This is a genomic window from Arthrobacter sp. 01L42 (assembly GCF_056400005.1).
In genome coordinates, this window is the sequence record NZ_JBFTSL010000004.1 from 38,044 (window position 1) to 54,851 (window position 16,808).

At 67.6% G+C, this 16,808-nt stretch carries 16 protein-coding genes and 2 riboswitches; of the genes, 11 read left to right on the forward strand and 5 right to left on the reverse strand.

What is annotated here, in order from left to right; genetic code table 11:
- Nucleotides 1-28: 28 nt before the first annotated feature.
- Entirely contained in the window at nucleotides 29-796 is a 768-nt protein-coding gene (locus tag AC1DN2_RS04440; RefSeq protein ID WP_476849370.1) for a CPBP family intramembrane glutamic endopeptidase, read from the forward strand.
- 174 nt (nucleotides 797-970) lie between these two features.
- On the opposite strand, the gene AC1DN2_RS04445 is transcribed toward AC1DN2_RS04440, so the two are convergent.
- Nucleotides 971-1,609 (reverse strand): VOC family protein, encoded by a 639-nt coding sequence (locus tag AC1DN2_RS04445; RefSeq protein WP_223914077.1) that lies wholly within the window; start codon nucleotides 1,607-1,609, stop codon nucleotides 971-973.
- A gap of 169 nt (nucleotides 1,610-1,778) precedes the next feature.
- Nucleotides 1,779-1,894, forward strand: a riboswitch (SAM riboswitch).
- A 61-nt stretch (nucleotides 1,895-1,955) separates the two neighbouring features.
- On the opposite strand from AC1DN2_RS04445, the gene AC1DN2_RS04450 reads away from it, so the two are divergent.
- The 3 genes from AC1DN2_RS04450 to AC1DN2_RS04460 all read left to right on the forward strand — a co-directional run bounded on the left by AC1DN2_RS04450 (nucleotide 1,956) and on the right by AC1DN2_RS04460 (nucleotide 6,271).
- Complete coding sequence (locus tag AC1DN2_RS04450) at nucleotides 1,956-3,272, forward strand: bifunctional o-acetylhomoserine/o-acetylserine sulfhydrylase (RefSeq protein ID WP_476849371.1); 1,317 nt, start codon at nucleotides 1,956-1,958, stop codon at nucleotides 3,270-3,272.
- 183 nt (nucleotides 3,273-3,455) lie between these two features.
- A riboswitch (SAM riboswitch) is annotated at nucleotides 3,456-3,571 on the forward strand.
- An 11-nt stretch (nucleotides 3,572-3,582) separates the two neighbouring features.
- A complete protein-coding gene (gene metX / locus AC1DN2_RS04455) occupies nucleotides 3,583-4,722 on the forward strand; it encodes a homoserine O-acetyltransferase MetX (RefSeq protein ID WP_476849372.1) in 1,140 nt (379 codons plus the stop codon).
- A gap of 166 nt (nucleotides 4,723-4,888) precedes the next feature.
- A complete protein-coding gene (locus AC1DN2_RS04460) occupies nucleotides 4,889-6,271 on the forward strand; it encodes an MFS transporter (RefSeq protein ID WP_476849373.1) in 1,383 nt (460 codons plus the stop codon).
- Nucleotides 6,272-6,411: 140 nt separating this feature from the next.
- On the opposite strand, the gene AC1DN2_RS04465 is transcribed toward AC1DN2_RS04460, so the two are convergent.
- Entirely contained in the window at nucleotides 6,412-7,311 is a 900-nt protein-coding gene (locus AC1DN2_RS04465; RefSeq protein WP_476849374.1) for a LysR family transcriptional regulator, read from the reverse strand.
- 201 nt (nucleotides 7,312-7,512) lie between these two features.
- Between AC1DN2_RS04465 and mmsB the strand changes: the two genes are divergently transcribed.
- The 3 genes from mmsB to AC1DN2_RS04480 all read left to right on the forward strand — a co-directional run bounded on the left by mmsB (nucleotide 7,513) and on the right by AC1DN2_RS04480 (nucleotide 10,646).
- On the forward strand, nucleotides 7,513-8,415 hold the full coding sequence (mmsB, locus tag AC1DN2_RS04470) for a 3-hydroxyisobutyrate dehydrogenase (protein WP_243179644.1): 903 nt from the start codon (nucleotides 7,513-7,515) through the stop codon (nucleotides 8,413-8,415).
- A gap of 38 nt (nucleotides 8,416-8,453) precedes the next feature.
- Nucleotides 8,454-9,938 (forward strand): CoA-acylating methylmalonate-semialdehyde dehydrogenase, encoded by a 1,485-nt coding sequence (locus AC1DN2_RS04475; protein ID WP_476849375.1) that lies wholly within the window; start codon nucleotides 8,454-8,456, stop codon nucleotides 9,936-9,938.
- A 141-nt stretch (nucleotides 9,939-10,079) separates the two neighbouring features.
- Nucleotides 10,080-10,646, forward strand: a complete 567-nt coding sequence (locus tag AC1DN2_RS04480) for an isochorismatase family protein (RefSeq protein WP_476849376.1) — start codon at nucleotides 10,080-10,082, stop codon at nucleotides 10,644-10,646.
- Here the strand turns inward: AC1DN2_RS04480 and AC1DN2_RS04485 are convergent.
- Together AC1DN2_RS04485 and AC1DN2_RS04490 are read right to left on the reverse strand one after the other, a co-directional pair.
- Nucleotides 10,643-11,260: a hypothetical protein gene (locus AC1DN2_RS04485; protein ID WP_476849488.1), complete on the reverse strand. Its 618-nt coding sequence runs from the start codon at nucleotides 11,258-11,260 to the stop codon at nucleotides 10,643-10,645. The genes AC1DN2_RS04480 and AC1DN2_RS04485 overlap by 4 nt on opposite strands.
- 113 nt (nucleotides 11,261-11,373) lie before the next feature.
- A complete protein-coding gene (locus tag AC1DN2_RS04490; RefSeq protein ID WP_476849489.1) occupies nucleotides 11,374-12,246 on the reverse strand; it encodes an SGNH/GDSL hydrolase family protein in 873 nt (290 codons plus the stop codon).
- A gap of 94 nt (nucleotides 12,247-12,340) precedes the next feature.
- Between AC1DN2_RS04490 and AC1DN2_RS04495 the strand changes: the two genes are divergently transcribed.
- On the forward strand, nucleotides 12,341-12,997 hold the full coding sequence (locus AC1DN2_RS04495; protein ID WP_476849377.1) for an alpha/beta hydrolase: 657 nt from the start codon (nucleotides 12,341-12,343) through the stop codon (nucleotides 12,995-12,997).
- A 44-nt stretch (nucleotides 12,998-13,041) separates the two neighbouring features.
- Here AC1DN2_RS04495 and AC1DN2_RS04500 read toward each other — a convergent pair whose 3' ends face one another.
- Complete coding sequence (locus AC1DN2_RS04500) at nucleotides 13,042-13,278, reverse strand: RNA-binding S4 domain-containing protein (protein WP_476849378.1); 237 nt, start codon at nucleotides 13,276-13,278, stop codon at nucleotides 13,042-13,044.
- 33 nt (nucleotides 13,279-13,311) lie between these two features.
- On the opposite strand from AC1DN2_RS04500, the gene AC1DN2_RS04505 reads away from it, so the two are divergent.
- From AC1DN2_RS04505 to AC1DN2_RS04515, 3 genes are all read left to right on the forward strand, one after another.
- Nucleotides 13,312-14,277, forward strand: coding sequence for a DMT family transporter (locus AC1DN2_RS04505; RefSeq protein WP_476849379.1), 966 nt, complete (start codon nucleotides 13,312-13,314; stop codon nucleotides 14,275-14,277).
- A 122-nt stretch (nucleotides 14,278-14,399) separates the two neighbouring features.
- Nucleotides 14,400-15,785, forward strand: coding sequence for a glycine--tRNA ligase (locus AC1DN2_RS04510; RefSeq protein ID WP_028278290.1), 1,386 nt, complete (start codon nucleotides 14,400-14,402; stop codon nucleotides 15,783-15,785).
- Nucleotides 15,786-15,787: 2 nt separating this feature from the next.
- Nucleotides 15,788-16,795, forward strand: a complete 1,008-nt coding sequence (locus AC1DN2_RS04515; protein WP_476849380.1) for a GNAT family N-acetyltransferase — start codon at nucleotides 15,788-15,790, stop codon at nucleotides 16,793-16,795.
- The last annotated feature ends 13 nt before the right edge of the window (nucleotides 16,796-16,808 follow it).

Sequence of the window (16,808 nt, forward strand, 5' to 3'; positions counted from 1 at the left end):
TATCGGCAAGTGCAGGCAAGATAGAACCATGTTGGTTCCCTCCCGCCGTCGGCTGCGGTTCGAAGTGTTGATTGTCCTGGGGTTGTCACTCGGGCAGTCCGCGATCTACTCCCTGGTGCAGTTGCTGGACAAGATGACCACGGCGCCGCTGGCCCAGGGGACATCCACCCTGAACCGCTCACAGAGCGCACGCGAATACTTCGACCTCACCTACCAGTTGCTGGACATCATCTTCGCCCTGGTCCCGGTGGCCCTCGTGATCTATTTCCTCACCGAACACTGGCCGGCCGGTGAACGCGGAACCTCGGCGTTCCGAAGGATCGGCTTCGACTTCGCCCGGCCCGGCAAGGACCTCCTGCAGGGTCTCGGACTCGCCGCGCTCATCGGCATTCCGTCCCTGGGGCTCTACGCCGCCGGCCGGGCGATGGGGATCACGACGGCGATCATCCCCAGCGCCCTGGACGCGTACTGGTGGACCGTGCCGGTGCTGGTCCTGTCCGCGATCCGGCACGCGGTGGTCGAGGAAGTGATTGTGGTGGCGTACCTGCTGGACCGGCTCGGGAAACTGGGCTGGAGCGTGCCGGCGGCCATCGCCGCCAGTGCCCTGCTCCGCGGCAGCTATCACCTGTACCAGGGGTTCGGGCCGTTCATCGGCAACGCGGTGATGGGCGTCGTCTTCGCGCTGTTCTACATCCGGACCAAACGGGTGATGCCGCTGGTGATCGCCCACGCCATCCTGGACACCGTGGCGTTCGTGGGGTTCAGCCTGTTCGGCAAGGCAGTGGGCCTGGGCTGAGTTCCCCGCAAAGCAAGGCGGGGTCCCTTCGGGCCCATCCGGAGCCCCCGGACGGGCGCGAAGGGACCCCGCGTTGCTATTAGGAGCAGGCCTTAAATGATCTCGGCCGCCGTCTCCTAGGTGACATCGTTGGCACCTAAGAGATGGCGGCCGAAGCGTGGGGCAGGTGGAGCGTTAGATCGTGACCGCTCCGGAGGCGGTCTCGAAGGTGACAGAGAGGATGCCGGGAGTACCGTGCGGCGCGATCCAGTTCACGGCGACGTCTTCCAGCGGCTTTTCAACCGGTTCGCCCAGCCACTCCGTGACGCGCTCGGCCGAACCGGCAATGGTCAGTGCGGACATCTTGACATCGCTCGCGTAGGCGTTGGACGGGTGCAACTCCGGGTCGCCCTCCCACTTGAGCATGTATGGCACCTGGGGGTCGGCGATGAGCCCCAGGATGCCGATCTGCTTCCAGACCAATTCGCGGCCGTCGGGAAACTTCCGGTTGCCGTTGACGGCGGCGCGGCCGAGCCGCTCCTCGAACGGGGCCAGGTCGTCAACCTCGACGCACCAGCCCATCCAGCCGCCGCCGGCCTCGGAGCGTGCCCGGACGGCCTGGCCGAACGGGGCCTTGTCGGAGGCCGGGTGGTTCAGGACCTCCACGACTTCCAGGTACTTGTGTCCCGCGAGCGGGATAATCATGTTGCGTGTCCCGAAACGGGGGTGCACTCCACCCTTCACGGCTTCAACGCCGAGGGCAGACGCAATACGTTCAGTGGTGGCTGCCAAGCCATCGTGTTCACAGGCGTAAGAGACGTGATCCATGCGCATGCCATCATCTTGGCACTTTGTGATGGACCTCTCAGCTTAGGCTCCCCTAACCGTCATGGGACGTCCTGGGGCGCGGAACGCGGCGCCCCGGATGCTCCGTCACGGCGGCCGTCTTCATCTTCGTCACAAAGCTATCCAGGGCTCCGCCGCCATTCCTACACTGAAGTCAGGTCATGAGTGCCAGCGCACAGCCCCGGCTTGCTGGCCGGCAACCCTCGTATCGCGGTGGGGTGCCCCGGGTGAAGACCTGGCCGTCCGGCGCCCGCCGGAGGGCAAGCGCGGCGCCTGTTCCGGTTCGGGCCGAAAGCCCCGGCCGGTGCTGTGCCCAGTGACTCGAGGAGCACCAATGTCCAACGCCTGGTCCTTTGAAACCCGCCAGATCCACGCCGGCCAGGAGCCGGACAGCGCCACCGGCGCGCGTTCCCTGCCTATCTACCAGACGACGTCGTTCGTGTTCCCCAGCGCCGAAAGCGCCGCGAACCGCTTTGCGCTCGCCGAGCTCGCGCCCATCTACACCCGGATCGGCAACCCGACACAGGATGCCGTCGAACAGCGCGTCGCCAGCCTGGAAGGCGGTCTCGCGGCGCTGCTGCTCAGCTCCGGCCAGGCCGCCGAGACGTTCGCCATCCTCAATATCGCCGAGGCCGGGGACCATGTGGTGGCCAGCCCCAGCCTCTATGGCGGAACCTACAACCTGCTCGCGCACACGCTGAAGAAGTTCGGCATCTCCGTGACCTTCGTGGCGGACCCGGACAACCTGGACCAGTGGCGGGACGCCGTCCAGCCCAACACCAAGCTGTTCTTCGGCGAAGTGGTCTCCAACCCCCGCCAGGACGTCCTGGACATCGAGGGCGTCTCCCGGGTGGCGCACGAGGCCGGCGTGCCGCTGGTTGTCGACAACACGCTCTCCACCCCCTACCTGATCCGGCCGATCGAGTGGGGCGCGGACATCGTGGTCCATTCCGCCACCAAGTACCTCGGCGGGCACGGCGCCGCGATCGCCGGCGTGATCGTGGACTCCGGCAACTTCGACTTCGGGAAGGACCCGGAGCGGTTCCCCGGCTTCAACACCCCCGACCCCACCTACAACGGCCTGGTCTACGCCCGCGACCTCGGAGCGGGCGGCGCGCTGGGCGCGAATCTCTCCTACATCCTCAAGGCCCGGGTCCAGCTCCTGCGCGACCTCGGCTCCGCGGTGTCCCCGTTCAACGCGTTCCTCATCGCCCAGGGCATCGAAACGCTGAGCCTGCGCGTCGAGCGCCACGTGGCCAACGCCACGAAGGTGGCGCAATGGCTGGAGGGGCGGGACGACGTCGAATCGGTCGCCTACGCCGGGCTGCCGTCCAGCCCCTGGTACGAGCGCGGCCGCAAGTACGGGCCCAAGGGGACCGGCGCCGTCGTGGCGTTCAACATTGCCGGGGGAGCGGAGGCCGGCAAGCGGTTCGTCGATGCCCTCGAACTGCACTCGCACGTCGCGAACATCGGCGATGTCCGGTCGCTGGTGATCCATCCGGCGTCGACCACCCACAGCCAGCTCTCGCCCGAACAGCAGGTGATCGCCGGGGTGAACCCCGGGCTGGTGCGGCTTTCGGTGGGACTGGAGCACATTGACGACATCCTGGCGGACCTCGACGCCGGATTCCGCGCGGCCAAGTCCGCCTAGGCCGAAGCCCACGCCGAATTTCCCCACCTTTACGGGCATGACACCGGGAATCGCCGGCACTCCGGGGCGACCCGCCAGTCACGGCTGTCAAAGGTGGGGAGTCTGCGGTGCTGACGGGTCCGGCTGTCACATGGACGTCATAATCTTCGTCATTTCCGCACCCCGTTTCGTAGACTCGTACCAGGTCATGAGTGCCAGCGACAGCCCCGGCTTGCTGGCCGGCAACCCTCCTTTTGCGGCGGGGTGCCCCGGGTGAAGACCTGGCCTGCCGGTCAGCTGACGGCGGGCAAGCGCGAAGATAGGTCCTCACATGACGATTGCCGTCACCCGCACGGGTGTTCCCGAAACCAAACCATCCCGGACCCCTGACGGGACCGTCCAGTTCGTCAGGATCGGTGATCTGCAGCTCGAATCCGGGACTCAGTTGCCGGATGTGGTGCTCGCCTACGAGACGTGGGGGACCCTGAACGCGGACGCCTCCAACGCCGTGCTCATTGAACACGCCCTGACCGGCGACACACACGTGACCCGCGGCGAGAGCGGGGAGCCCGGCTGGTGGGAACAGCTCGCCGGACCCGGGGCTCCCGTGGACACGGACAAGTATTTCGTCGTTTCGATCAACATCCTGGGCGGCTGCTACGGATCCACCGGGCCTTCCACCCCGGCCCCCGACGGGCGCCCTTGGGGATCGCGGTTCCCGCTGGTCACCCTGCGGGACACCGCCGCCGCCGAGGCGCGGCTGGCCGATGCCCTGGGCATCGGCAGCTGGTACGCGGTGCTGGGCGGCTCGCTCGGCGGCGCGCGCGCCCTTGAATGGGCCGTCACGTTTCCCGGCCGGGTCCGGCGCTGCGCCGTGATTTCCGTCGGCGCCAGCAGCACCGCCGAACAGATTGCCTTCGCGCAGGCCCAGACGCTGGCCATCCGCCAGGACCCCCACTTCAAGGGCGGGGACTACTACGGCGGCCCGGAACCCGAAGCAGGGCTCGCCCTCGCCCGGCGCATCGCGCACATCACCTACCGCTCAGCGGCCGAACTGGACGGCCGGTTTGGCCGCAACGCCCAGGAGTCCGAGACGCCCCTGGAAGCCGGATCGCTGGCCGGACGCGGGCGCTACCAGGTGGAAAGCTACCTGGACCACCAGGGCAGCAAACTGGCCCGGCGTTTCGACGCGAACAGCTACATCGCGATCACCGAAGCCCTCATGAGCCACGATGTGTGCCGGGGGCGCGGAAGCCTCGGGGAGGCACTGGCTCCGGCCACCGCCGAGTTCCTGGTGGCGGCCGTGGACTCGGACCGCCTGTATTTCCCGGCCCAGTCCCGTCAACTGGCAGAGGCCCTGCCGGGCGGCCCGGAACTGCACATCATTGAAGCGCCGATCGGCCACGACGGCTTCCTGACCGAAATCGGCCAGCTCAGCGGGCAGCTCCGGGGGACCTTCTTCGGCCACTAGGCCGGCCCGCTTGTGCATTTTTGCAGATGCGCTCTGCACTAATGGCCGTTGAGGCTCAGGGCGGGAGCGTCCATACTCATGGGGAATGACGCCATGTGCCCTACATCACGGGCGTCCTCAGTCCAATGGTCCGCAGGGTGTCGAAGGCGACACCGAAGGAGTTCACATGAGCACGGAAAACGCCGCGACAACGCGCGCAGACGAGCCGGACGTCAAAACGTCCGGACTGAAGAAGGTAGTAACGGCCTCCATGGCCGGCACGGTGGTGGAGTGGTATGAATTCTTCCTCTACGCCTCCGCCGCCACGCTGGTCTTCGGCAAGACGTTCTTCCCCAATTCGGGCACGGAACTCGACGGCATTATCGCCGCGTTCCTGACCTACGCCGTCGGATTCGTCGCCCGCCCGATCGGCGGCATCGTCTTCGGCCACTTCGGCGACAAGTTCGGCCGCAAGCAGCTGCTCCAGGTCAGCATCCTCCTGGTGGGCGTTTCCACCTTCCTGATGGGCTGCCTGCCCACCTTCGCGCAGATCGGCTACTGGGCCCCGGCGCTGCTGGTCTTCCTGCGCTTCGCCCAGGGCTTCGCCGTCGGCGGCGAATGGGGCGGCGCCGTCCTCCTCGTCGCCGAGCACAGCCCCAGCAAGTCCCGCGGGTTCTGGGCCAGCTGGCCCCAGTCGGCCGTTCCGCTCGGCAACCTGCTCGCCACCGCCGTGCTGTTCACGCTGTCCTCCGTGCTGTCATCCGCCGACTTCCTCAGCTGGGGCTGGCGCGTCGCCTTCTGGCTCTCCGCCGTGATCGTGCTGGTCGGCTACTACATCCGCACCAAGGTCCAGGACGCCCCCATCTTCCTGGAGGCCCAAAAGGAAGTCGAGGTTGAGAACAAGGGCTACGGCGTGGCCGAAGTATTCCGCCGCTACCCGCGCGGCGTCTTCACCGCGATGGGCCTGCGCTTCGCCGAGAACATCCTCTACTACCTCGTGGTCACGTTCTCGATCACGTACCTGAAGGTCGTCGTCCAGACGGACACCTCGCGGATCCTGCTGCTGCTGCTCGTGGCGCACTTCGTCCACTTCGCCGTGATTCCGATGGTCGGCAGGCTCTCGGACAACGTCGGCCGCAAGCCCGTCTACATGGCCGGCGCCATCCTCGGCGGCACGTGGGGCTTCTTCGCCTTCCCGATGATGGATACCAAGAACGACTTCATCATCCTCGCCGCGATCACCATCGGCCTGCTGTTCCACTCCCTGATGTACGCCGGCCAGCCGGCGCTCATGGCCGAAATGTTCCCGACCCGGATGCGCTACTCCGGTGTCTCGCTGGGCTACCAGGTCACCTCGATTGTGGCCGGTTCGCTGGCTCCGATCATCGCCGTCGCGCTCCTGAGCCAGTACAAGTCCTCGGTCCCGGTCGCCATCTACCTCCTCGGCGCCTGTGTGGTCACTTTGGTTGCGGTGTTCTTCCTGAAGGAAACCCGCGGCATTTCGCTCCGCGACGTCGACGCCGCCGACGCCCGTGGCACCGCCGACCTCCTCGCCGCCAGCAAGCGGTAATCCTCACCGGCCTCACCAAACCCGGTGGGGGCAGACTGCCCGGATCCGCGCACCGCGCGGACCCGGGCAGTCTGCGTTAACGCGGCAGGTTAACGCGGCAGGCTAACGCCGCAGGCACCAGTCCGGCTGCGCTGGGCGCCTCAGGCGGACAGCACATCCTGCCGCTCCCGGATTTCGCCGCGAATCGCCTCCAGCACGGCACGGACCGGGGCCGAACGCAGCGCCTCGGGCCGGGCCACAGCCCAGATGGGCAGCTGGCGCTGGAAGTCGTCCGGCAGGACGGGCAGAAATTCCGGCCGGCCCGCCACGAGGAAATTGGGGAGCAGGCCTATCCCGGCGCCCCGCCGGACGGCCTCCAGCTGGGCGAAGACGCTTGTGGCCTGGAAGCTGGACCGCGGCACCGGCAGCTGCGTTGAACGGTGGCCCAGCTCGGCGACCTGGAGCGCCGATTCCACGTAGGAGACAAAGCCGTGTTGCCGGACGTCGTCGAGCGTTGCCGGAAGCCCGTGCTCCTGCGCATAACCGGGACTGGCGTAAAGCCTGAGGAAATAGTTGCTCAGGAAGATCGCGCGGGCGGTGGTGGTGTCCATGTTGCCCACCACCACTTCCAGGTCCACGCCGGAGCGGTTTTGGCTTACCTTGCGGGTGGCGCTGAGCAGTTCGACGTTGAGCAGCGGATTCGCCCGCTGCAGCCGCGCGAGGGCCGGGGCCAGGAATTCGGCGCCGAAGCCGTCCGGGGTGCTGATCCGGACCAGGCCGGAGACCACGTCGCCGGAGCGGGCAATGCTGTTCGAGAGGGCACCGAGAGTGCCCTCGATGGCTTCCGCCGCCGCGACCGCCTGGCTGCCGAGTTCGGTCAGCTCCCAGCCGTGCGGGCTGCGTTCGAGCGTCCGGCCGCCGAGCTGTTTGTCGAGGGCCAGGACGCGGCGGGAAATGGTGGTGTGGGTGGTGCCGAGCGTCTCGGCCACGGCGTTGAACCGGCCCAGGCGTGCCACGGTCAGCAGGATCAGCAGGTCGTCGGGGCTCGGTAGCCGGCGCAAGTCCACTATTGTCCCCCTCTGCAGCGAGTGTGGCGGAGCCAGAGCCATGATTGTGCATCTGTGCACATGGCATCTGTGATTTTTTACCTTGATTGCACTCTAACAGGGTGTGATGGTGGACACCGGGGCGCCGGAGTTTCGGCTTTCACGCCGGAGCGCGTCGAGGCGCCCGGCAGCACATCAAGCAAAGGAGCTTAAGCCATGGCAGTCATCGCCTGGATCGGACTCGGAAACATGGGCGGATCCATGTCCGTCAACCTCTCAAACGCCGGACACGAAGTCCGTGGCTTCGACCTCAACAGCGCAGCCGTTGCCGCCGCCGAGGCCGGCGGAGTCAAGGCCGCCGGCAGCATCGCCGAGGCCGTCGCCGGCGCCGACGTCGTCTTCACCATGCTCCCCAAAGGTGAGCACGCCCGCGCCGTGTACCTCGGCCAGGACGGCGTCCTTGCCCACGCGGACACCCGGACCCTCCTGGTGGATTCCTCCACCATTGACATCGCCTCCGCGCAGGCCCTGCACGACGCCGCCGCTGCCGCCGGCTTCCGCTTCGTCGACGCACCCGTCTCCGGCGGCATGAGCGGCGCGAAGGCCGCCACGCTGACGTTCATGATCGGCGGCGAGGCCGGCGCCGTCGCCGACGCCACCGAATACATCCGCCCCATGGCCGCGAACATCATCCCCACCGGCGGCGCCACCACCGGCCAGGCCGCGAAGATCTGCAACAACCTCATGCTCTTCATCAACCTCGCCTCCACCGCCGAGGGCGCGGTCCTGGCCGAGCGGCTCGGCCTGGACAAGCAGGTCTTCTGGGACATTGCGTCGGTCTCCTCCGGCGACAGCTGGGCGCTGCGCACCTGGTACCCCGTGGCCGGCGTCGTGCCGACCGCCGCGTCAAACAACGACTTCGCCCCGACATTCACCACCGAACTGGCCAACAAGGACATCGGCCTGGCCATCAGCGCCGCGCGGGACACCGGCACCCCGCTGGAACTCGGCGAGCACGTCCAGCAGCTCTTCCAGCGCCTCATCGACTCCGGCCAGTCCGGCCAGGACTGCTCGATGATCGTCAAGCTCGTCGACGGCACCCTCGAGTCCGCCAACTAGCCCCCCACGGCCCTGCCCTTCACGAAAGAGACCCACCCATGGAACGCATCCCGCACTTCATCAACGGCGCCCTGATCTCCGACGCCGAGCGCTTCGGCCCCGTGTTCAACCCGGCCACCGGCGAGCAGGAGAAAGAGGTCGCCCTGGCCTCCGCCGCCCGCGTCGAGGAGGCCATCGAGGCCGCCCGCGCCGCCCTGCCCGGCTGGCGCGCCACGAGCCTGGCCAGGCGCACCGCCATCTTCTTCAAGGTCCGTGAACTGCTCATGCAGCGCCGGCCCGAACTCGCGGCCCTGCTCACCAGCGAGCACGGCAAGGTCCTCTCGGATGCGGAAGGTGAAATCACCCGCGGCCTGGAGAACATCGAATTCGCCACCGGGCTCTCCCACATGCTCAAAGGCGAACGCTCCGAGCAGGTCTCCGGCGGCGTCGATGTCCACTCGGTCCGCCAGCCGGTCGGCGTCGTCGCCTGCATCACGCCGTTCAACTTCCCCGCCATGGTGCCGCTGTGGATGATCGGCAGCGCCCTGGCCTGCGGAAACACCGTGCTGCTCAAGCCGAGCGAGAAGGACCCGTCCTCCGCCATCTTCATTGCCCAGGTCTTCGCTGAGGCCGGGCTGCCGGCAGGGGTGCTCAACGTCGTCCACGGCGACAAGGAAGCCGTGGACGTCCTGCTGGAACACCCGGCGGTCAAGGCCATCAGCTTTGTCGGCTCGACGCCGATCGCGCAGTCCATCTACAAGCGCGCCGCTGATCACGGCAAGCGCGTCCAGGCCCTGGGCGGGGCGAAGAACCACATGGTGGTCCTGCCGGACGCGGACCTCAACATGGCCGCGGACGCCGCCGTCTCGGCCGCCTACGGCTCCGCCGGGGAGCGCTGCATGGCAGTCAGCGTCCTCGTCGCGGTCGGCAGCATCGCCGACGACCTCGTGGAGGCGATCAGCACCCGCATGGCTGCCCTCACGATCGGCCCGGGCACAGACCCGGCCTCCCAGATGGGTCCGCTCATCACGGCCGAGCACCGCGACAAGGTGGCCTCCTACGTTGCCGGCGCGGCCAACGAGGGCGCCACCGTGGTGGTGGACGGCCGCGAACACGAATTCGACTCCAACGGCTTCTTCATCGGCGTCAGCCTGATCGACCACGTCAAGCCCGGAATGAAGGTCTACGACGACGAGATCTTCGGGCCCGTCCTCTCCGTGGTCCGCGTCGAGACCTACGCCGACGCCGTGAAGCTGGTCAACGACAACGAGTTCGGCAACGGCGTGGCCATCTTCACCCGCGACGGCGGCGCCGCCCGCCAGTTCGAGTTCGACGTCGAGGCCGGCATGGTGGGCGTCAACGTGCCCATCCCGGTGCCGGTGGGCACCTTCTCCTTCGGCGGCTGGAAGAATTCGCTGTTCGGCGACACCCACATGTACGGCCCGGAAAGCATCCGCTTCTACACCCGCGGCAAGGTGGTCACCACCCGCTGGCCGGACCCGTCCACCTCGGTGATCGACCTCGGCTTCCCCCAGGTCGACTGACGCCGCAACCCCCAACAAAGGCAACGCGGGGTCACTTATCGCCCATCCGGCACCGGATCATGGGCCGCAAGTGACCCCGCGTTGTTTGCTGCCTCGGGATTAGAGTAAGCACGCAGGGACAGCCAGGATCCGGGAGGCACCATGACCACGCTCGTCAACCGTCCCAACACGGCATTGCTCGTCGTCGATATGCAGATCGGCGTCGTCGCCGAGGCATACCGCCGCGACGACGTCGTCGCAACAATCGCCGCGCTCGTGGACAAGGCCCGCGACGCCGGGGTGGACGTCGTCTGGGTGCAGCACAGCGGTGAGGAACTCCCGCGCGGCAGCGACGGCTGGCAGTACGTGCCGGAACTCGCACGCCTCAGTTCGGAGCCGCTCGTGGCCAAGGAGTACAGCGACGCCTTCGAGGCCACCGACCTCGAATCCGTGCTGGCCGGGCGCGGCATAGGGCGCTTCTTCCTGGCCGGTGCGCAGACCGACGAGTGCATCCGCTCGACCCTGCACGGCGCGATCACCCGCGGCTACGACGTCACGCTGGTCGCCGACGCCCACACCACCGAGGACCTGACCGAGTACGGCGCCCCGCCGCCGGCTCTGGTGGTCGCGCACACCAATCTGTACTGGCAGTACCACAAGGCGCCGGGGCGGACGGCGGGAACCGTCAACGCGGCCGACGTCGAGTTCGCCGGCCCAGCAGGGTCCTAGCCCTTCATGATTTCCGCGCGCTGGGCCATGTAGTCCTCCATGGACAGCTTGCCGTCGGTGTACTGCTGGTCGAGCTCGGCCAGCTTGCGGGCCCGGTAGCCCTGCCCGGCCGACGGCGGCGGCGGAGACTGCGGCGCCTGCGCCTGCGCCTGTCCCGCGCCCGGCGCCGGTTCGTGCCGCTGCGGTTGCGGCGGGTTGTTCAGGTACTCGGGGCTGTCCTCGTACGGGACGGGGGACTGGTAGCCGACCGGGTTCGGGTACTGCTGGCCGGGGTACGGCTGGTTCGGGAACGGCTGGTCCGGAAACCGGGGACTGGGGTTCTGCGGGTTCGGGTACTCCGCGCTGGGATACTCCGGGCTGGGGTATTGCGGGTTGGGATACGGCTCGTTGGCCGGACCCGATTGCTTCGGGGCGCCCAGCTGGCCAAAGCCGCCGAAGTAGTCCTGCTGGGTGTAACCATCACGCGGCTGGTTGCCCTGGCCGGGGTTGTTCTGGCTGCCCGGGAACCGGCCGAATTGTCCCGGAGTGCCCTGGTTCCGGCCGCGGGCAGACCTGCGGTAGAGGCGCATCGCCACGGGAACCAGGAAGGACAACACGATGATCCAGAAGAACATACTGCTCACGGTACTGGGCCTTTCAGCTGCTGGGCCTTCTCATCTGCGGGCTCATCTGTAGGGCCGGAGAAGTGTCCCTCCAGCTTATGCCCCGCAGGCTCAGGCCCGAAGCCTCAGGATCGGACAGCGTCCTCGGCGCCGGGCGGGCCTTCGCCTGAACCAAGCGGAACGCCGGGACCGAACACCGGGCCGGCCAGCGGCCGCTTGGCCGTCATGCCGTCGCCGGAGGAACGGTGCCGCAGCCGGCGGACCACCCAGGGGACAAAATACTCCCTGGCCCACACCAGGTCCCCGCTGCGCGCCTCGCGCCAACTGCGCTGTGGCAGCGGTTTGGGGGAGAGGGGCTGGAGCGTGTGCTCGACGTTCAGCGAGTCCAGCACCATGGCCGCGATCGTGTGGTGGCCCAGCGGTGAGAAATGCAGCCGGTCGACATTCCACATCTGCGGGTCATTGAGCTGGCGCAGCGACCACATGTCCGCGATCACGGCGTCGTGGCGCGCGGCGATCGTGCGCAGGTTCTCGTTGTAAATGGCCACCTTGCTGCGGATCCGGCCCAGCACCGTGGAGCCGGTATCCGGGCCGTTGAACAGGACGACGGTGGCGCCGCCCAGGCTCAGGATCTGCACCACCGAATCCAGCTTTTCGGCCAGCACGTCCGGATCGCCGCCCGGGCGGATGAGGTCGTTTCCGCCTGCGGAGAGCGTGATGAGGTCCGGTTTGAGGGACAGGCAGTGAGCCATTTGCTGGTCCACGATCTGCTGCAGGAGCCGGCCGCGGACGGCCAGGTTCGCGTAGGCGAAGTCGTTGTGCCCACGGCTGAGTTCCTCGGCCACGCGGTCCGCCCAGCCCCGATGGCCGCCCGGACTGGCCGGTTCCGGGTCGCCGATGCCCTCCGTGAATGAGTCGCCCATCGCCACATACCGGGTCCACGGGTGGGTGACGGTGTCAACGGTGGTCTCGGCTGGGGTGTCCGGTGAATTGTCCATGGGATCGGTATTGCTCACCCCCTTATCCTGCACTGTTCCCGTTTAGCTGCGCCACCGTAATTTGTTACCGCCGGGTAACTGTAAGAATAGTTCCATGACTCACGCTGACGCCTTCCCCGCCCCTGTCGTCCAATGGTCCCAGCCGGAGCAGGAACGGGCCGGCAAGCCGCTTCTTGTCCTGTTGCACGGCTACGGCGCCAACGAACAGGATCTGCTCAGCCTGGCCGGGATGCTGCCGCAGGAATTCGCGGTGGCCTCGTTGCGCGCCCCGATCGCCATGGGACCGGGCTTCACCTGGTTCCCGCTGACAGGGTCCATTGACTACTCGCTCGACGCCGTCAAGGTCGCGGCAGGCTACGTTCAGGACTGGCTCGACGGCGTCAAAGCCAACCACCCGTCGGTGACGCTGTTGGGGTTCTCGATGGGCATGGCCATGGCCACCACGCTGCTGCGGCAGCGGCCGGCGGACTTTGCCGCCGTCGTCGGGCTGTCAGGTTTTGTCGTCGATGCCGGCGATGACCCCAGCTTCCACGACGGCGAACTGGACGGCACTGTGCCGCTGTTCTGGGGGCGGGACCAGCAGGACCCCGTGATCACCGAGGACAAGATCGACTACACCGTCGGCTGGGTGCGCAAGCACGTGTTGCTCACCAAGGTCCTCTACACGGGCATGTGGCACGGCATCAACCAGCAGGAGATTGGCCACGTCTCGGAGTTCCTCACGCACGTGGTGCTCAACGCCAAGAAGTAGGCGCCGGGGAGGTGCGCCAGGGAAGCGGGCGCCGGGACGGGAGGCTAGGCGGTCGGGGGCGCGCTGATCCGCACGGTCCGGCCGTTCACGGTGACGGTGTCGCCGTCGTGCAGTTGGCGGCCGCGGCGCTCGTCGATTTCGCCGTTGACCTTCACAAGCCCGTTCTTGATCAGTTCCGCGGCCTCCACGCCGTCCTCGACCAGATTCGCAAGCTTCAGCAGCTGGCCCAGCCGGATCATGCTGTCGCGGATAGTGATGTCTTCGAATTCCGGATTGCTCATACAAGCAATAATGCCTGACCTAAGGTGGCACCTATGACCCATCACCGCCGTCTTCCGCTGATCGTCGGCCTGCCCATGGCCGTCGCGACGGGACTTTTCATCCCGATCCAGGGCCGGATCAACGGCGCCCTCGGGGTGGCGCTGGGGGACGGAATCGGTGCCGCCGTCGTCAGCTTCAGCACCGGACTGCTGGTCATGACGGTCATTTCCCTGGCCTTGCCCCGGGGCCGGGCAGGGCTGGCGCGGATCCTGCCGGCCGTGCGCGAACGGCAGTTTCCGCCGTACTACGTCCTGGCCGGCTGCATCGGTGCCCTCTTCGTCTTCGCCCAGTCCTTCACCGTGGGACTGCTCGGCGTCGCCCTCTTCACGGTGGCCGCCGTGACGGGGCAGACCCTCAGCGGCCTGCTGGTGGACCGGATGGGGATCGGACCGGCGGGGAAGAGGCCCATTACCGGCATCCGGGTGATCGGCAGTGTGCTCACCGTCGCCGCCGTCGCCTGGGCGGTGTCGCCCAGGTTCAGCGCCGGGGAATCCGGGCTGCAGTTGCTGGTCCCAGTGATGCTTCCGCTCCTGGCCGGGTTCCTGATGAGTTTCCAGCAGGCCATGAACGGCACAGCCACCGTGCACTACGGCACCCCCATCGCCGCGACATTCGTGAACTTCATCGCCGGAGCGGCCCTGCTGTGGGTGGCATGGCTGATCAAACTCGCCGTGGCCGGGGCCGGCAGCCCCCTCCCGGCGCAGTGGTGGTACTACCTTGGCGGCCCGCTCGGCTGCATCTTCATCGGCATCGGCGCCCTCCTGGTCCGCAGCCTGGGCGTGCTGGTCACCGGCCTCGGCATGATCGCCGGCCAGCTGCTGGGGTCCCTCGGCCTGGACCTCATATTGCCGGTGCCCGGAACGGTGATCGCCCTCCCGACGGTCCTCGGCACCATCCTGACGCTCGGCGCCATCGTCCTGGCCACCCTGCCCTGGCCCAAGGGCGCGCTGAAGCGGTAGCGGGCCGGTAGGCTTGGAGTTTGCATTGCATTGTTCGTATCGTCCCGGCCGGCAACCAGCCGGCGTCCCGGGGCCAACACCACGGACCGCACCCAGCGGCCCTGTAGAAAATTGGAGTTCCCATGGCAGCAAAATCCGTCCTCGACCAGATCATTTCCCTCGCCAAGCGCCGGGGATTCGTTTTCCAGGCCGGTGAAATCTATGGTGGCTCCCGTTCTGCGTGGGACTACGGCCCGCTCGGCGCCGAGCTCAAGGAAAACATCAAGCGCCAGTGGTGGCAGTCCGTGGTCCGCGGCCGCGACGACGTCGTAGGCCTGGATTCCTCCGTCATCCTGCCCCGTCAGGTGTGGGAGGCCTCCGGCCACGTCGATGTGTTCTCCGATCCGCTGGTGGAGTGCCTGTCCTGCCACAAGCGTTACCGCGCGGACCACCTCGAGGAAGAGTACGAGGAGAAGAAGGGCCGTCCCGCCGAGAACGGCCTCAAGGACATCGCCTGCGCCAACTGCGGCACCCGAGGCCAGTGGACTGAGCCGCATGAATTCTCCGGGCTGCTCAAGACCTACCTTGGCCCCGTCGCCAGCGAAGAAGGCCTGCACTACCTGCGGCCCGAAACGGCCCAGGGCATCTTCGTGAACTTTTCCAACGTCCTGACCACCTCGCGGAAGAAGCCGCCCTTCGGCATCGGCCAGATCGGCAAGTCCTTCCGCAACGAGATCACGCCCGGCAACTTCATCTTCCGCACCCGCGAGTTCGAGCAGATGGAGATGGAATTCTTCGTCGAGCCCGGCACCGACGAGCAGTGGCACGAGTACTGGATGAAGGAACGCATGTCCTGGTACACGGGCCTGGGCATCCGCGAAGAGAACCTGCGCTTCTTCGAGCACCCGCTGGACAAGCTCAGCCACTACTCCAAGGGCACCACGGACATCGAATACCGTTTCGGATTCCAGGGCTCGGAGTGGGGCGAGCTCGAGGGCATCGCCAACCGCACCGACTTTGACCTCTCCACCCACGCCAAGGCCTCCGGCGCGGACCTGAGCTACTTCAACCAGGCCACCAACGAACGCTACACCCCGTATGTGATCGAGCCCGCGGCCGGCCTCACCCGTTCGTTCATGGCCTTCATGATCGATGCCTACACCGAGGACGAGGCCCCCAACGCCAAGGGCGGGGTGGACATCCGCACGGTGCTCAAGCTCGATCCGCGCCTGGCGCCGGTGAAGGCGGCCGTGCTGCCGCTGAGCCGCAACGAGGACCTGTCCCCGAAGGCCAAGGACCTCGCAGCGCAGCTGCGCAAGAGCTGGAACATCGAGTTCGACGACGCCGGCGCCATCGGCCGCCGCTACCGCCGCCAGGACGAGATCGGCACCCCGTTCTGCATCACCGTGGACTTCGACACGCTCGAGGACCAGGCCGTCACCATCCGCGAACGCGACACCATGAGCCAGGAACGCGTCTCCCTGGACAAGGTGGAGGGTTACCTGGCCGCACGGCTGATCGGCGCCTGAACATGGCCATCGCATACCGGGAATGGCGGGAAGGCGACGACCTCGCGCTGCTGGAAATCTGGGGCGGCCCTGAGACCGTCCAGGCCGGACAGTTCCGCGGGACGCTGTCGCCCTCGGGCAATTCCCCATGGCGCCGCTGCATCGTGGCCGAGGACGTTGTGGACGGTGTCGCCATTCCGGTGGCGGCCGCCGTGGTCCACGAGGCCTCGCTGCACCCTGAACGGCTCTGGGCGTATGTCGAGGTCGCCCGGGACCACCGCCGCGCCGGCCTCGGGTCCACACTGCTGACCATGCTGCGGCACGAGGCCGCCCAGGCGCCGTCGGGCGTGTCCAGACTGCGCTGCAAAGTGGAGCCGGGCACCCCCGGTGCGGCGTTTGCCGAGGCCGCGGGCCTGGCCCCGATCCAGCGCTCCCGCCTCGTCGTCGTTGACCCGGCTCCGCTCAAGCTGCCGGTGTTCGGCGACGGTTCGGAGTCCGCGGCCACCGACCAGGTCGAAGACCTGGCCACGGGCTCGGTGGAGCTCAGCGACGTCGTGGGACGCTACTACACCGCCGTGCACGGCTGGGACAGCCCGGGGGAGCTGAGCGTCGCCGCGGTGCAGCGCCTGTTCCTGGATGACCTCAGCGGCGCCCACGGAGCGATCGTGCTGCGGGCGCCCAAGGCCAGTGCCTTCGGACACGGCATCGCGGCCAGCCGCAAGGGCCGGCTGGAGGGGTTCGCCGTCAGCTACGCCCAGGGAATTCCGGGAGCCGACGGCGGCGCCGATGCCGGCGCGGCCTCGACCACTGAGCCAACTGAGGTGTTCCTCGGCCACGAGCCCAAGCTTGGCGCGGACGAGGCCAAGGCCGCCGTCCGGGACCTGTTGGCCCTGATCGCTTACCAGCACCCGGTGATGCTCGAACTGGACGACGCAATGACCGCCCTGCGCACCGTCGTCGAACCGCTGCTCGAGAGCGGCAAGGCCCATGTCCAGGGCTCGGAAACGCTCGTCGTCTCCGACCCGGCCTAGGCCTTAACCCGAC

Bases quoted from the DNA above. Each gene is read 5' to 3' on its own strand.
- AC1DN2_RS04440 (WP_476849370.1), top strand. From the start codon at position 29: ATGTTGGTTCCCTCCCGCCGTCGGCTGCGGTTCGAAGTGTTGATTGTC.
- AC1DN2_RS04445 (WP_223914077.1), bottom strand. From the start codon at position 1,609: ATGCGCATGGATCACGTCTCTTACGCCTGTGAACACGATGGCTTGGCA.
- AC1DN2_RS04450 (WP_476849371.1), top strand. From the start codon at position 1,956: ATGTCCAACGCCTGGTCCTTTGAAACCCGCCAGATCCACGCCGGCCAG.
- metX (WP_476849372.1), top strand. From the start codon at position 3,583: ATGACGATTGCCGTCACCCGCACGGGTGTTCCCGAAACCAAACCATCC.
- AC1DN2_RS04460 (WP_476849373.1), top strand. From the start codon at position 4,889: ATGAGCACGGAAAACGCCGCGACAACGCGCGCAGACGAGCCGGACGTC.
- mmsB (WP_243179644.1), top strand. From the start codon at position 7,513: ATGGCAGTCATCGCCTGGATCGGACTCGGAAACATGGGCGGATCCATG.
- AC1DN2_RS04475 (WP_476849375.1), top strand. From the start codon at position 8,454: ATGGAACGCATCCCGCACTTCATCAACGGCGCCCTGATCTCCGACGCC.
- AC1DN2_RS04480 (WP_476849376.1), top strand. From the start codon at position 10,080: ATGACCACGCTCGTCAACCGTCCCAACACGGCATTGCTCGTCGTCGAT.
- AC1DN2_RS04485 (WP_476849488.1), bottom strand. From the start codon at position 11,260: ATGTTCTTCTGGATCATCGTGTTGTCCTTCCTGGTTCCCGTGGCGATG.
- AC1DN2_RS04490 (WP_476849489.1), bottom strand. From the start codon at position 12,246: ATGGACAATTCACCGGACACCCCAGCCGAGACCACCGTTGACACCGTC.
- AC1DN2_RS04495 (WP_476849377.1), top strand. From the start codon at position 12,341: ATGACTCACGCTGACGCCTTCCCCGCCCCTGTCGTCCAATGGTCCCAG.
- AC1DN2_RS04500 (WP_476849378.1), bottom strand. From the start codon at position 13,278: ATGAGCAATCCGGAATTCGAAGACATCACTATCCGCGACAGCATGATC.
- AC1DN2_RS04505 (WP_476849379.1), top strand. From the start codon at position 13,312: ATGACCCATCACCGCCGTCTTCCGCTGATCGTCGGCCTGCCCATGGCC.
- AC1DN2_RS04510 (WP_028278290.1), top strand. From the start codon at position 14,400: ATGGCAGCAAAATCCGTCCTCGACCAGATCATTTCCCTCGCCAAGCGC.
- AC1DN2_RS04515 (WP_476849380.1), top strand. From the start codon at position 15,788: ATGGCCATCGCATACCGGGAATGGCGGGAAGGCGACGACCTCGCGCTG.